The organism is Microbacterium sp. H6, from assembly GCF_003314775.1.
GTDB classification, from domain to species: Bacteria; Actinomycetota; Actinomycetes; order Actinomycetales; family Microbacteriaceae; genus Microbacterium; species Microbacterium oxydans.
In genome coordinates, this window is sequence record NZ_QOAY01000060.1 from 15,747 (window position 1) to 29,084 (window position 13,338).

Annotated in this window: 13 protein-coding genes and 1 pseudogene; all 14 read left to right on the forward strand. The window is 67.1% G+C overall.

Features of this window, described 5'->3' with window-relative positions; translation table 11 throughout:
- Positions 1 to 592, forward strand: a pseudogene (locus tag DSP71_RS03785) (ABC transporter); the annotation flags it as partial.
- A 65-nt stretch (positions 593 to 657) separates the two neighbouring features.
- Entirely contained in the window at positions 658 to 1,092 is a 435-nt protein-coding gene (locus DSP71_RS03790; RefSeq protein WP_113680394.1) for a hypothetical protein, read from the forward strand.
- An 81-nt stretch (positions 1,093 to 1,173) separates the two neighbouring features.
- Positions 1,174 to 1,821 carry a hypothetical protein gene (locus DSP71_RS03795; RefSeq protein WP_046747808.1) on the forward strand — a complete coding sequence of 216 codons (648 nt, stop codon included), beginning with the start codon at positions 1,174 to 1,176 and terminating at the stop codon, positions 1,819 to 1,821.
- A 217-nt stretch (positions 1,822 to 2,038) separates the two neighbouring features.
- On the forward strand, positions 2,039 to 2,407 hold the full coding sequence (gene rpsL, locus DSP71_RS03800; protein ID WP_017201609.1) for a 30S ribosomal protein S12: 369 nt from the start codon (positions 2,039 to 2,041) through the stop codon (positions 2,405 to 2,407).
- A 5-nt stretch (positions 2,408 to 2,412) separates the two neighbouring features.
- Positions 2,413 to 2,883 (forward strand): 30S ribosomal protein S7, encoded by a 471-nt coding sequence (gene rpsG, locus DSP71_RS03805; RefSeq protein ID WP_017201608.1) that lies wholly within the window; start codon positions 2,413 to 2,415, stop codon positions 2,881 to 2,883.
- 87 nt (positions 2,884 to 2,970) lie between these two features.
- A complete protein-coding gene (gene fusA / locus DSP71_RS03810; RefSeq protein WP_046747809.1) occupies positions 2,971 to 5,085 on the forward strand; it encodes an elongation factor G in 2,115 nt (704 codons plus the stop codon).
- Between the two features lie 168 nt (positions 5,086 to 5,253).
- Positions 5,254 to 6,444 (forward strand): elongation factor Tu, encoded by a 1,191-nt coding sequence (tuf, locus tag DSP71_RS03815; protein ID WP_046747810.1) that lies wholly within the window; start codon positions 5,254 to 5,256, stop codon positions 6,442 to 6,444.
- A 255-nt stretch (positions 6,445 to 6,699) separates the two neighbouring features.
- Positions 6,700 to 7,287: a hypothetical protein gene (locus DSP71_RS03820; RefSeq protein ID WP_061016826.1), complete on the forward strand. Its 588-nt coding sequence runs from the start codon at positions 6,700 to 6,702 to the stop codon at positions 7,285 to 7,287.
- Entirely contained in the window at positions 7,284 to 9,092 is a 1,809-nt protein-coding gene (locus DSP71_RS03825; RefSeq protein WP_113680396.1) for a nucleoside-diphosphate sugar epimerase/dehydratase, read from the forward strand. The genes DSP71_RS03820 and DSP71_RS03825 overlap by 4 nt, the downstream gene beginning before the upstream one ends.
- Entirely contained in the window at positions 9,089 to 10,225 is a 1,137-nt protein-coding gene (locus tag DSP71_RS03830; protein ID WP_113680397.1) for a DegT/DnrJ/EryC1/StrS aminotransferase family protein, read from the forward strand. The genes DSP71_RS03825 and DSP71_RS03830 overlap by 4 nt, the downstream gene beginning before the upstream one ends.
- Positions 10,222 to 10,845: a sugar transferase gene (locus tag DSP71_RS03835; RefSeq protein WP_061016832.1), complete on the forward strand. Its 624-nt coding sequence runs from the start codon at positions 10,222 to 10,224 to the stop codon at positions 10,843 to 10,845. The genes DSP71_RS03830 and DSP71_RS03835 overlap by 4 nt, the downstream gene beginning before the upstream one ends.
- A complete protein-coding gene (locus tag DSP71_RS03840; RefSeq protein WP_179515822.1) occupies positions 10,838 to 11,500 on the forward strand; it encodes a NeuD/PglB/VioB family sugar acetyltransferase in 663 nt (220 codons plus the stop codon). Before DSP71_RS03835 ends, DSP71_RS03840 begins: the two co-directional genes overlap by 8 nt.
- Positions 11,497 to 12,429, forward strand: coding sequence for an NAD-dependent epimerase/dehydratase family protein (locus tag DSP71_RS03845; protein ID WP_113680399.1), 933 nt, complete (start codon positions 11,497 to 11,499; stop codon positions 12,427 to 12,429). The genes DSP71_RS03840 and DSP71_RS03845 overlap by 4 nt, the downstream gene beginning before the upstream one ends.
- Positions 12,426 to 13,338 (forward strand): glycosyltransferase (locus DSP71_RS03850; RefSeq protein WP_181800662.1); only part of this gene is annotated, 913 nt, incomplete at its 3' end. The genes DSP71_RS03845 and DSP71_RS03850, both read left to right, overlap by 4 nt.

The window sequence follows — 13,338 nt, forward strand, 5'->3', positions numbered from 1 at the left end:
GCTGGTGGTCGCGGCCGCAGCGCAGCCGCAGCCGATCTTCGTCCAGGCTCCCGAGCCTCCCCGTGACCGGGGCAACCGCGGCACGGCAGGGGCCATCGGGCTTCTCGCCACCCTCGTCTTCGCGGTCCTGTACCTCGGTGCATGGCTCGGTCTCGGCGCGATCGCCGGTGACGTGACCGGAGAGAACATCGGTCAGAGTGCTGTCGCCCCGCTGTCCACCTGGGGGTTCTGGACGCCCGTCGTCGTGTTCTTCCTCGGGTTCTGGCTGCTCGGCGCGATCATCAACCGCGGTCGCTGGGGACTCTGGGTCGTCTTCGGTCTCATCGTCGGCGTCATCGCGTACGGCGGCCACATCCTCGGGCAGCTCTTCGAAGCCCCGTTCTGGAAGCTCAGCTCGAGCCAGGGGCTCGACCTCGTCGGCGAGCAACTGCTCGCTCCGCTCGCGATCGCGGCATTCGTGTTCGCCCGCGAGCTCACGATCTGGTTCGGCGCGTGGGTCGCACGCAGTGGCGCCCGCAAGACCGAGCTGAACGCCGAGGCGCAGCGCGAGTACGAGCGCACGCTCGAAGCCGGCCCGACGCTGGCGAGGTAATCACGAACTCCACCACGCCGAACCCCCGCGGACCCGAGTCCGCGGGGGTTTCGGCCATCCTGGCGGTGGTCCTCGCCACCATCGGCTTCTTCGCGCTCGCCGTCTTCGGGCTCGGAGCGGTGAGCGTCGCCACGGACACCGACATCATCGCGGTCCCGAACCTGGGCCAGGTGCCGGGAGTGGCCGGGATGATCGCCGCCGTCGTCTCCTTCGCCCTCGTCCTGTGGTCGACGCTGCGTCGGTCGCAGCCCTCCTATGTGGCGACGGTCGCGATCGCCCTGACGGCGGGACTCGCCCACCTCGTCGTGGTCTGGTTCGCCGTACTCATCGGCGACGGAGATCTCGTGCTCGCGACTGCGGTCGCCGGAGACCTGGTGCGAGGCGGTGCGAGCGCTGTCATCGTGCTGGCTGCGCTGATCGCCGGGTGGGGCGGTATCGCCCTGCGGCGCACCCGTGCGGAGCATCCACGCTGGCCCTGGGAGCGCGAAGAGGAGGAGTGACCTTCGGGCGCTCGTCCGTCTTCGCCCCGCCGGGCTGGGGAAATCGCGACGGCGAGGGGCGACGCGCCGTACGCTGGTGGAGTGGAGCGCTCGTTGGAGACGCAGGTCGACCAGGCCGTCGAAGCCTGGTTGCGCTGGGTGCCGCGCTGGGAGCCGGCGACCCACCGCGGTCGCGTCGCGCCGTGTCGTCGGTGTCTCGGCTCTCCGATCCTCTCGGCGGCCGGCATCGGGGCGAACGTGCCGCACGGGGTGCAGCACGGGCTGTCGACCAGGATCAAGACCATCGTCGATCATGCCGTCGCGGAGTACACGGCGAGGAACCTGCCGATGCTGCAGCGCGAACTCGACCAGCAGGCCGCGCGCAACCGTGCCCGCAGCTATCGCCCGGCGGAGGATCTCGACCCCGAGTTCGACGGCCTCCCGCTCGATCCCGATCCGGTTCCTGGCGCCCCGTTCCTGTTCACCATCGCCGGGCTCGCGGACGACTCTGCCGCGGAGCTCCCCGCGCTGCCTCCGCTCACGGAGGAGGCCAAGATCGCGCTCCGGCAGGAGGTGGCACTCGCCGACGAGTACGCCAACCTGGTGGGCCGCGAGATCTGCGGCATCCTGCTGCGGCACCGGATCTCGATCCAGGCCGCGGTCTCGCAGCACGTCGAGCCGCAGATCGAGGCTCTGCTGGCCGAGCTGACCGAATCGCTCGACTCGCCGTTCGACCCCGACCTGCCCTGAGGTGCGAGCGCAGGCACGCCCATTTGACCGCTACGTTACGCGGCATTACACTTGATCAGGTGTGTGCACGCCTCCGCGTGCGCACTGGGCGCCGGCACCTGTCGGTCTGCCCCCACGGCATACCCATCACACCAAAAGCTCGTCGGTTCCGGCGTGCCGGTGGGTCATGATGTGAAACCCATCACGCTGTCACCGTGCAGCACTATGAGGAGAGAACGTGCCAACCATTCAGCAGTTGGTTCGCAAGGGTCGCTCGCCCAAGGTCACCAAGACCAAGGCGCCGGCGCTCAAGTCGAACCCGCAGCAGGCCGGGGTCTGCACCCGCGTCTACACCACCACGCCGAAGAAGCCGAACTCCGCGATGCGCAAGGTCGCTCGTGTGAAGCTCCGCAACGGCACCGAGGTCACCGCGTACATCCCCGGTGAGGGCCACAACCTGCAGGAGCACTCGCTCGTGCTCGTGCGTGGCGGTCGTGTCAAGGACCTCCCCGGTGTGCGTTACAAGATCGTCCGCGGCGCCCTGGACACCCAGGCAGTCAAGAACCGTAAGCAGGCTCGTTCCCGCTACGGCGCGAAGAAGGGTTGAGTTAGATGCCTCGTAAGGGACCAGCCCCCAAGCGCCCCGTCGTCAACGACCCGGTATACGGCGCACCGATCGTCACCTCGCTGGTGAACAAGATCCTCGTCGACGGCAAGAAGTCGCTGGCCGAGTCGATCGTCTACGGCGCCCTCCGCGGTGTCGAGGCGAAGAACGGTCAGGACGCCGTCGCCACCCTGAAGAAGGCGCTCGACAACGTGCGCCCGACCCTCGAGGTCCGCAGCCGCCGCGTCGGTGGCTCGACCTACCAGGTGCCGGTCGAGGTCAAGCCTCACCGCGCCAACACGCTCGCACTGCGCTGGCTCGTGAGCTACGCGAAGGGCCGTCGTGAGAAGACGATGACCGAGCGTCTGCAGAACGAGATCCTCGACGCGTCGAACGGCCTGGGTGCCGCGGTCAAGCGCCGCGAGGACACGCACAAGATGGCCGAGTCGAACCGCGCGTTCGCTCACTACCGCTGGTAAACAGCTCCGCCGGCCCCTCGGCCACCCGCCGAGGGGCCGGCACCCCCTCTTCGCAGTACACCTGCTCCAAAAGATAAGGACACTCCTGTGGCACAAGACGTGCTCACGGACCTGAGCAAGGTCCGCAACATCGGCATCATGGCGCACATCGATGCCGGCAAGACCACGACGACCGAGCGCATCCTGTTCTACACGGGCGTCAACCACAAGCTCGGCGAGACGCACGACGGCGCCTCGACCACCGACTGGATGGAGCAGGAGAAGGAGCGCGGCATCACGATCACGTCTGCCGCCGTGACCTGCTACTGGAACAAGAACCAGATCAACATCATCGACACCCCCGGCCACGTGGACTTCACGGTCGAGGTGGAGCGTTCGCTCCGCGTGCTCGACGGTGCGGTCGCCGTGTTCGACGGCAAGGAGGGCGTCGAGCCCCAGTCCGAGACCGTCTGGCGTCAGGCCGACAAGTACAACGTCCCGCGCATCTGCTTCGTCAACAAGATGGACAAGCTCGGCGCCGACTTCTACTTCACGGTCGACACCATCATCAACCGCCTCGGCGCCAAGCCGCTCGTGATCCAGCTGCCGATCGGCGCGGAGAGCGACTTCATCGGCGTGGTCGACCTGATCGAGATGCGTGCACTGGTCTGGGCCGGAGACTCCAAGGGTGACGTCACCATGGGCGCCTCCTACGAGATCCAGGAGATCCCGGAAGACCTCAAGGAGAAGGCGGCGGAGTACCGTCAGCAGCTCCTCGAGACCGTCGCCGAGACCGACGACGCGCTGCTGGAGAAGTTCTTCGGTGGCGAGGAGCTCACGGTCGCCGAGATCAAGGGCGCCATCCGCAAGCTGACCGTCGCGAGCGAGATCTACCCGGTGCTCTGCGGCTCCGCGTTCAAGAACCGCGGCGTCCAGCCGATGCTCGACGCGGTCGTCGACTACCTCCCGAACCCGCTCGACGTGGGCTCGATCGAGGCGCACGACCCGAAGGACTACGACACGATCATCGAGCGTCACCCCGACGCCAATGACCCGTTCGCAGCTCTCGCGTTCAAGGTCGCCGTGCACCCGTTCTTCGGTCGCCTCACCTACGTGCGCGTCTACTCGGGCCACCTCGACTCCGGTTCGGCCGTCGTCAACTCGACCAAGAACAAGAAGGAGCGCATCGGGAAGATCTTCCAGATGCACGCCAACAAGGAGATCCCGGTCCCCTCGGTCACCGCCGGCAACATCTACGCGGTCATCGGCCTCAAGGACACCACCACGGGTGACACCCTCACCGACCCGACGGCGCCCGTCGTCCTCGAGTCGATGACGTTCCCGGAGCCCGTCATCGAGGTCGCGATCGAGCCGAAGACCAAGGCCGACCAGGAGAAGCTGGGTGTCGCCATCCAGAAGCTCGCTGAAGAGGACCCGACCTTCCGCACGGAGCTCAACCCCGAGACCGGTCAGACGACCATCAAGGGCATGGGCGAGCTGCACCTCGACATCCTCGTCGACCGCATGAAGCGCGAGTTCAACGTCGAGGCCAACGTCGGCAAGCCGCAGGTGGCGTACCGCGAGACGATCCGCAAGACCGTCGAGAAGCACGACTACACGCACAAGAAGCAGACCGGTGGTTCTGGACAGTTCGCCAAGATCCAGTTCACCATCGAGCCGCTCGACCTCGACTCCGAGAAGACCTACGAGTTCGTGAACGCCGTCACCGGTGGTCGCATCCCTCGTGAGTACATCGGCTCGATCGACGCCGGTTTCCAGGACGCGATGAACGTCGGTGTGCTCGCGGGCTACCCGATGGTCGGCGTCAAGGCGACCATCGTCGACGGTGCGGCCCACGACGTCGACTCCTCGGAGATGGCGTTCAAGATCGCGGGCTCCATGGGCTTCAAGGAGGCCGCGCGTCGTGCCAACCCCGTGTTGCTCGAGCCGCTGATGGCCGTCGAGGTCCGTACTCCTGAGGAGTACATGGGCGACGTCATCGGCGACCTGAACTCGCGTCGTGGCCAGATCCAGTCGATGGAAGACGCTGCCGGCGTCAAGGTCGTCCGCGCTCAGGTCCCGCTGTCCGAGATGTTCGGCTACATCGGCGACCTGCGCTCGAAGACCTCGGGCCGTGCCGTCTACTCGATGGAGTTCCACAGCTACGCTGAGGTGCCCCGCGCTGTGGCCGACGAGATCGTCCAGAAGACCAAGGGCGAGTAATCGCTCTTCTGGGAGCCCTGGGTCGCTGAGCCTGTCGAAGCACCCGGGGTTCCCAGGTCACCTACAACTTCACATTCCCTCTCTACTAAACTGAGAACCTAACCCGTAGAGAACCGGTCGCAAACCAGTGCCCGGTCACCTCTACAACGACGTCCTGAGGAGGACCCAGTGGCTAAGGCCAAGTTCGAGCGGACCAAGCCGCACGTCAACATCGGAACGATCGGTCACGTCGACCACGGCAAGACCACGCTCTCCGCAGCGATCTCGAAGGTGCTTGCTGACAAGTTCCCGTCCGACACCAACGTGCAGCGTGACTTCGCTTCCATCGACTCGGCGCCGGAAGAGCGCCAGCGTGGAATCACCATCAACATCTCGCACATCGAGTACGAGACCCCCAAGCGCCACTACGCGCACGTTGACGCTCCCGGCCACGCCGACTACGTCAAGAACATGATCACCGGTGCGGCTCAGATGGACGGCGCGATCCTCGTGGTCGCCGCCACCGACGGCCCGATGGCTCAGACGCGTGAGCACGTGCTGCTCGCCAAGCAGGTCGGCGTTCCGTACCTGCTGGTCGCGCTGAACAAGTCCGACATGGTCGACGACGAGGAGATCCTGGAGCTCGTCGAGCTCGAGGTCCGCGAGCTGCTCGCAGGCCAGGGCTTCGACGAGGACGCTCCTGTCGTCCGCGTCTCGGCTCTCAAGGCCCTCGAGGGCGACGAGAAGTGGACCCAGGCGATCCTGGACCTGATGCAGGCTGTCGACGACAGCGTTCCGGACCCGGAGCGTGACCGTGACAAGCCGTTCCTGATGCCCGTCGAGGACGTCTTCACGATCACCGGTCGTGGCACCGTCGTCACGGGTCGCGCCGAGCGTGGCACGCTGGCCATCAACTCCGAGGTCGAGATCGTCGGACTCCGTCCGACCGTCAAGACCACGGTCACGGGTATCGAGATGTTCCACAAGCAGCTCGACGAGGCCTGGGCCGGCGAGAACTGTGGTCTGCTGCTCCGCGGCACCAAGCGTGAGGACGTCGAGCGCGGCCAGGTCATCGTGAAGCCGGGTTCGGTCACGCCGCACACCGACTTCGAGGGCACCGCTTACATCCTGTCCAAGGACGAGGGTGGGCGTCACAACCCGTTCTACACGAACTACCGCCCGCAGTTCTACTTCCGCACCACCGACGTCACCGGCGTCATCTCGCTGCCCGAGGGCACCGAGATGGTCATGCCCGGCGACACCACCGACATGACGGTCGAGCTGATCCAGCCGATCGCCATGGAGGAGGGCCTCGGCTTCGCCATCCGTGAGGGTGGACGCACCGTCGGCGCCGGTACGGTCACGAAGATCATCAAGTAAGCACCTGCTTCCTCGCAAAGGGGTCGGACCTTCGGGTCCGGCCCCTTTGTCGTGCAGCGGGCGCTCACGACGGCGTCGGGCTCGGGCGATGTCGGCATGGGGTGCGACATTTCATCCAATAGAATGACTAGACCGCGCAGGAGCGGCAGCGTCGTACATCGGGATTGTTGGCGTGTTTTGACCGTCCGACTCCGATGTATTGGGATGCTGGATTACAGAGTCGTTCCGTGCCCATGTGGTTCGAAGAGGAGAAGCATGTCGCCGGAGGAGTGGTTCGGCGCGTTCAGACGCGCATGGGTGGGCATGACGGCCGTCTTCCTGCTGAGCGTGCTCGCTTCGACGGCGGTGCTCGTCTTCACGCCTCCGACCTATGAGGCGGAAGCGGAGATCGTGTTCAGCGCGGGCGACACCCGGGAGACCTTCGTCCCTCGCACAGTGGCTTCGAATGCTGCCGTCCGCGCCCGTTCGGAGAGCGTCCTCGCCCCGATCGCCGAGGACTTCGGCGTATCGCGGAGCGAACTCGCCGACCGCGTCTCCGCAACGTGGCGTCCGGAGACTTCGATCACCGCGGTGACCGTCTCGCACACGGACCCTCGGACGGCGGCGGCCATGGCGACCGCGATCGCCGAGTCCGCGGCGGAGCAGGCCGGATCCGGCGTCAGCGCGGAGACGTTCGAAGCGGTGACGCCGGTGGCGCCCGTCCAGCCGCTCGCGGTGACCGTGCTCCCGGTGGGGGCACTCATCGGCTTGGCGCTGGCCGTCGCATACGCCGGTCTCCGCTTCGTGATGGGGGGCCGCACGACGGTCGGAGCGACGGCTGACCGACACGGAGGGAACGAATGAGCATCGGAGAAGGTACGGGTATCCGTACGGTCAATCGGCTGATCCCGGACGCGGTGGCGTGGGCCATCGCCGCGTTGCTGGTGGTGCTGCTGCGCTATGACTTCCTCGTCCCGCTGACGGTGTGGCCGTTCGCGTTGATCGTGATCGCGGGCCTCATCGCCGCGCAGTTCGCTGCCGGGTTCGTCCTTCACCTGTATCGCGGGCGCTACCTGTACGGCTCCATCGAGGAAGTCCGCGCACTGGGGCTCGCCGCGCTCCTCGTGGGTGTCCTCATGGGGGTCGTGCTGCTCGTCTGGATGCGTCAGCCGGCGGAGGCCCTTCGAACCGCCCTCTCCGTGACGGCGATCGCGTTGGTCCTGATGCTGGTCTTCCGCTACGTGCCGCTCGTCTTCAGCCGGAAGAGCGATGACGTTCCGGGAGGATCGCGCAAGGTGCTGGTGTTCGGCGCCGGGTGGGTGGGCCAGCAGCTGATCAGCCGAATGCTCAACGAGACGAAGGAGCCGGTCTTCAGTCCCGTCGGTCTGATCGACGATGACCTCAAGAAGCGGAACCTGCGGGTCAAGGGGGTTCCCGTCCTCGGGACGCTCGCTCAGCTGAGGGCTGCCGTCGAGCTGAGCGGCGCGACGGAGCTCATCATCGCGGTAGGACGCGCCGACGCCGCACTGCTGCGTCGCGTCACCGACGCGGGCAACGCTGCCGGTCTCAACGTGCTCGTGCTCCCCGAACTCGACAAGGTCCTGCAGGGCGCGAGCCGCATCCGGGACCTGAGGGATGTCAGCATCGAAGACCTCATCGGCCGTCAACCCGTCGACACCGATGTCAAGTCGATCGCGGGATACGTGACGGGGAAGCGTGTGCTCGTCACCGGGGCCGGCGGGTCGATCGGCGGCGAGCTCTGCCGCCAGCTCTCGCAGTTCGGTCCGGACGTGCTCGTCATGCTCGACCGCGACGAGAGCGGCCTGCAGGGAAGCCAGCTCAGCATCTCCGGTCACGGCCTTCTCGACACCGAGGATGTCGTCCTCGCCGACATCCGCGATGTCGAATCGCTCCGCGAGATCTTCCGTCGTCATCGCCCCGAAGTCGTCTTCCACGCTGCGGCGCTGAAACATCTGCCCATGCTCGAGCAGTATCCCGAAGAGGCCTGGAAGACGAACGTGCTCGGCACCCGGAACGTGCTCGAAGCCGCCCTCGATGTCGATGTCGAGACGTTCGTGAACATCTCCACCGACAAGGCGGCGAACCCCTCGAGCGTTCTCGGACACTCCAAGCGCGTGGCGGAGAAGCTCACGGTGTGGGCCGCGAAGAGCTCGCATCGGCGGTACCTCTCCGTGCGCTTCGGCAACGTGATCGGCAGCAGGGGCTCCATGCTCCCCATGTTCCGGACCCTGATCGAGGCAGGCGGGCCCGTGACCGTGACCCACCCGGAGGTCACTCGATACTTCATGACGATCTCCGAAGCGTGCCAACTGGTGATCCAGGCCGGAAGCATCGGCCGGCCGGGCGAAGTGCTCATCCTCGACATGGGTGAGCCGGTGAAGATCCTCGACATCGCGCAACGCATGATCGCGATGTCCGGCGAGTACATCGAGATCGTCTACACAGGTCTGCGCCCAGGCGAGAAGCTGCACGAGGAACTGGTCGGTGAAGACGAGGTCGTCGAACGACCCTTCCACCCCCAGATCCAGCACACATCGATCGGGAGCATCAGCCCGGAGGCGCTCGACCTCGGCGGCTGGATGCGCCGGCTCGTTCCCGCAGAGGCTGCCGTGTCCGCCCATGGTCGAGAAGGAGACCTCCCGCGATGAACGACCGGATCTACATGTCGTCTCCCGATGTCAGCGAGCTCGAGGAGAAGGCGATCGTCGCCGCACTGCGGTCCGGATGGGTCGCTCCGCTCGGTCCGGACGTCGACGCCTTCGAGCGCGAGATGTGCGACAGGGTCGGAGTGCGCCACGCGGTCGCGCTGAGCTCGGGGACGGCAGGGCTCCACCTCGGACTTCTCGCGCTCGGGGTCGGTGCCGGCGACATCGTCGTCACGTCGAGCTTCACGTTCGCTGCCACCGCCAATGCGATCGCCTACACGGGCGCGACGCCGTACTTCATCGACGCGGACCCGGTGACGGGCAACATGGATGTGGGCCTGCTCCGCGAGGTCATCACGGAACTCGAGGCGAAGGGCACACCGCCGAAGGCGATCGTCCCCGTCGACCTGCTCGGCAAGGTCGCCGATCTCGAGGCGATCGAGCAGATCGCCGACGCGTACGGGATCCCGGTGCTCGCCGATGCCGCCGAGTCGCTCGGAGCCCGCCGCGGCGGCCGACCCGCAGGCAGCTTCGGGCGCGCGTCGGTCTTCTCCTTCAACGGCAACAAGATCATGACGACCTCCGGCGGCGGCATGCTGGTGACCGATGACGCGGAGATCGCAGATCGCGTCCGCTATCTCGCGACGCAGGCGCGACAGCCGGTCGCGCACTACGAGCACACCGACATCGGCTACAACTACCGGCTCAGCAACCTCCTCGCCGCGCTCGGTCGCGCACAGCTGTCCCGCCTCGACGACATGATCCGCCGACGTCACCGCTGGCGCGACGAGTACCGCGCGCTGTTCGCGGACGTCGACGGCGTCTCGGTGTTCGGCGGAGACCACGATGCCGAGGACAACGCGTGGCTCACCGCCGTGCTCGTCGACGAGGACGTCACCGGCTGGAGTGCCTCCGAGCTCTCCGCGCACCTCGGTTCTCATGACGTCGAATCCCGACCGCTGTGGAAGCCGATGCACCTGCAGCCCGTCTTCGCCGAGGCCCCGGCCGCGGTGAACGGGGTCTCGGAGCGCTTCTTCCGCGTGGGCATCACGCTGCCGTCGGGGTCGGCGCTGTCCGAGGAGCAGATGGAGCGTGTGCAGACCCTGATCCGCGGTTTCCTGGCTGAGCGCGCATGAGCAGAGTCTTCTTCGATGCGGCCAAACGCACGCTCGACCTCGGTGTCGCCGCCGTGGTCCTGATCCTCTCCCTTCCCCTGCAGATCATCGTGGCCGCGCTGGTGCTGGTGAACCTCGGTCACCCGGTGATCTTCCGGCAGCCGCGGCCGGGACGCGAGGGGAAGGTCTTCACCCTCTACAAGTTCCGCACCATGCGCCCCGCCGATCCTGCGGTCGGCACCGCCGACGACGCGGCGCGGCTGACCGCGTTCGGGCGTCTGCTGCGCGGCACCAGCCTCGACGAGCTGCCGACCTTCTGGAACGTGCTGCTCGGCGATATGAGCCTGGTGGGTCCACGCCCTCTCCTCGTCTCCTACCTCGACCGGTACACGCCAGTGCAGGCTCGTCGGCATGAGGTGCGACCAGGGGTCACCGGGTTGGCGCAGGTGAGCGGTCGGAACACCGTCGACTGGGATGAGCGGTTGCAGCTCGACGTGAAGTACGTCGACACACGATCGATGAGGCTCGACCTCTGGATCCTGTGGCGCACGGTCGCCGTCGTGGTGCGCCGTGACGGGGTCAGCGCCGACGGGCACGCGACGATGCCGGAGTTCCGAGGTCTGAAGGATGCCGATGCGTGAGCTGATCATCCTCGGCGCCGGAGGCTTCGCGCGCGAGACGCTGGACGTCGTCGAAGCCCTGAACGCGGTGTCGCCCCGCTTCGACGTGCTCGGTTTCGCCGACGACGCCCCCAGCCCTCTCGCTCTGGAGCGTCTGGCCGATCGGGGCCATCGCCATCTCGGCACCATCGATGCGGCACTCGCCGCGCACCCGGCGTCGTCATTCGTCATCGCGGTGGGGTCGCCCGAACATCGCGCGCACATCGCCGCGCGGGTGGGAAGCGACCGGGCGGAGACGCTGGTGCACCCCGGCGCGTCGATCGGGTCCCTGACGACGATCGGCGTCGGCACGGTCGTGTGCGCCGGTGTGCTGGTGTCGACGAATGTCCGGGTCGGACGACACGCTCACTTGAATCCGGGAGCCATCGTCGGCCATGACAGCGTCCTCGCGGATACGGTGTCCTTGAATCCGGGATCGGTGGTGTCGGGGGACGTGCGCATCGGAGAGCGCGTGCTCATCGGCGCGAAATCGGTGGTGCTGCAGGGATTGAGCATCGGTGCGGACGTCACGGTCGGTGCGGCTGCGTGCGTGACCAAGGACGCCCCTGCACGGGTGACACTGGTGGGAGTGCCCGCTCGTATCCACAGAACAACAGGAAAGAGTCACAGCTCGTGAAGGTAGTCATCACCGGCGGTGCCGGGTTCATCGGTTCGAACCTCGTGCGACGGTTCAACGACGAGGCGCCCGATGTCGATGTCCACGTGCTGGACGACTTCAGCACGGGACGCGAATCCAACCTCGCCGGAACGCGGATCACGCTGCACCGCGGGTCCGTCGCCGATGCCGAAGCGGTTGCCGCCGCCACGGTCGGCGCGGACGCGGTCGTCCACCTGGGCGCGCTCGGCAGCGTCCCGCGGTCCATCGACGACCCCGTCGCCTCTCACGTCGCCAACCTGACGGGGACGCTGACCGTGCTCGAAGCGGCCCGGCGCGAGAACGCCTACGTGGTGATGGCATCCTCGAGCTCCGTGTACGGCGCCAACCCCGCTCTGCCGAAGTCGGAGTTCGACTGGACGCGGCCGATGAGCCCGTACGCGGCGACCAAGCTCGGGGGAGAGGCCTACGTGCTGGCCTACCAGTACTCCTACGGTCTTCCGACCCTGGCGTTCCGCTTCTTCAACGTCTACGGTCCCTACCAGCCGGCCGACCATGTGTACGCCGCCGTGATCCCGAGGTTCGTCGACGCGGCCCTCGCCGGGCGCGCGCTCACCATCCACGGCGACGGCCTGCAGTCGCGGGACTTCACGAGCGTCGACACGGTGACGCATGCGCTCATGGTCGCCGTCCGAGACCGCGTGACGTCGGGACATCCCGTGAATCTCGCGTTCGGAACCAACACCACGCTGCGCGAGCTGGTGACCGTCATCGAAGATCAGACCGGCCGCACGGTGAGTGTCGAGCACGTCGATCCGCGTCCTGGCGATGTACGTGCCTCCCAGTCCGACGGCGTTCGTCTGCGGGAGCTGTTCCCCGACGTGCAGCCCGTCCCGCTCGAGGAAGGGATCGCGAAGACCGTCGCGTGGTTCCGGAGCAAGGACTCGTGACCCCGGCCGCGACCGCTCGCATACTGATCGGCGTCACGGCGGACGTCTCCATCGGCCTGCTGTCCGGGCTGCCGCAGCGGCTGGTCGCTGACGGATGGGAGGTGCACGTCGCGAGCTCGCCCGGCGAGAGACTCGAGGCGCTCGCATCGTCTCCCGGCGTCTCGGTGCATCCGCTCCCTATGGCCAGAGAGATCGACATCGTCGGGGACGTCCGAGGGCTGCGGGACTGGATGCGGCTGATCCGCCGCCTCCGGCCCGACGTCGTCTTCGTCGGCACTCCGAAAGCAGGCCTGCTCGGCATCACCGCCGCCCGACTGCTCGGCGTTCGCACTCGTGTGTATCACCTGCGCGGGCTCCGACTGGAGACCGCAGCGGGGATGACTCGCCGGGTGCTGACGATCATGGAGCGTCTGACGATCCGCCTCGCGACCACCACGCTGGCGGTGAGTCCGAGTCTCCGACAGCGCGTCGTGTCCCTGCGGCTCGCGCCGGCCGCACGCATCACCGTGCGCGGCAGAGGCAGCTCCAACGGTGTGGATGTGGATCGCTTCGCCCCCGGCAACACGGCGGCGCAGGTCGATGGCCTCCTGCCCGGTGTCCCCGTCATCGGTTTCGTCGGCAGACTCAACCACGACAAGGGCCTCGAGGTCCTCGCCGAGGCCTGCCGCCTCCTGGACGATCGCGGGGCGGCATACCAGCTGCTGATCGTGGGCGGCGTCGACGGTGCGGAACTGGGTTCCTTCTCTCGACTGCGGCGGGCCCCGATCGTGCTCGGGGCCGTGCCGGACACATCGATGTACTATCCCCTGATGCGATCCCTCTGCCTCCCGACCCTGCGCGAGGGCTTCCCCAACGTCGTGCTGGAGGCGGGGGCGACGGGGATCGCCGTCGTCACGACGGATGCGACCG

Excerpts from the sequence above, each read along its gene's own strand:
- rpsG (WP_017201608.1), top strand. The coding sequence starts at position 2,413 with ATGCCTCGTAAGGGACCAGCCCCCAAGCGCCCCGTCGTCAACGACCCG.
- DSP71_RS03840 (WP_179515822.1), top strand. The coding sequence starts at position 10,838 with ATGCGTGAGCTGATCATCCTCGGCGCCGGAGGCTTCGCGCGCGAGACG.
- DSP71_RS03830 (WP_113680397.1), top strand. The coding sequence starts at position 9,089 with ATGAACGACCGGATCTACATGTCGTCTCCCGATGTCAGCGAGCTCGAG.
- DSP71_RS03820 (WP_061016826.1), top strand. The coding sequence starts at position 6,700 with ATGTCGCCGGAGGAGTGGTTCGGCGCGTTCAGACGCGCATGGGTGGGC.
- DSP71_RS03825 (WP_113680396.1), top strand. The coding sequence starts at position 7,284 with ATGAGCATCGGAGAAGGTACGGGTATCCGTACGGTCAATCGGCTGATC.
- DSP71_RS03835 (WP_061016832.1), top strand. The coding sequence starts at position 10,222 with ATGAGCAGAGTCTTCTTCGATGCGGCCAAACGCACGCTCGACCTCGGT.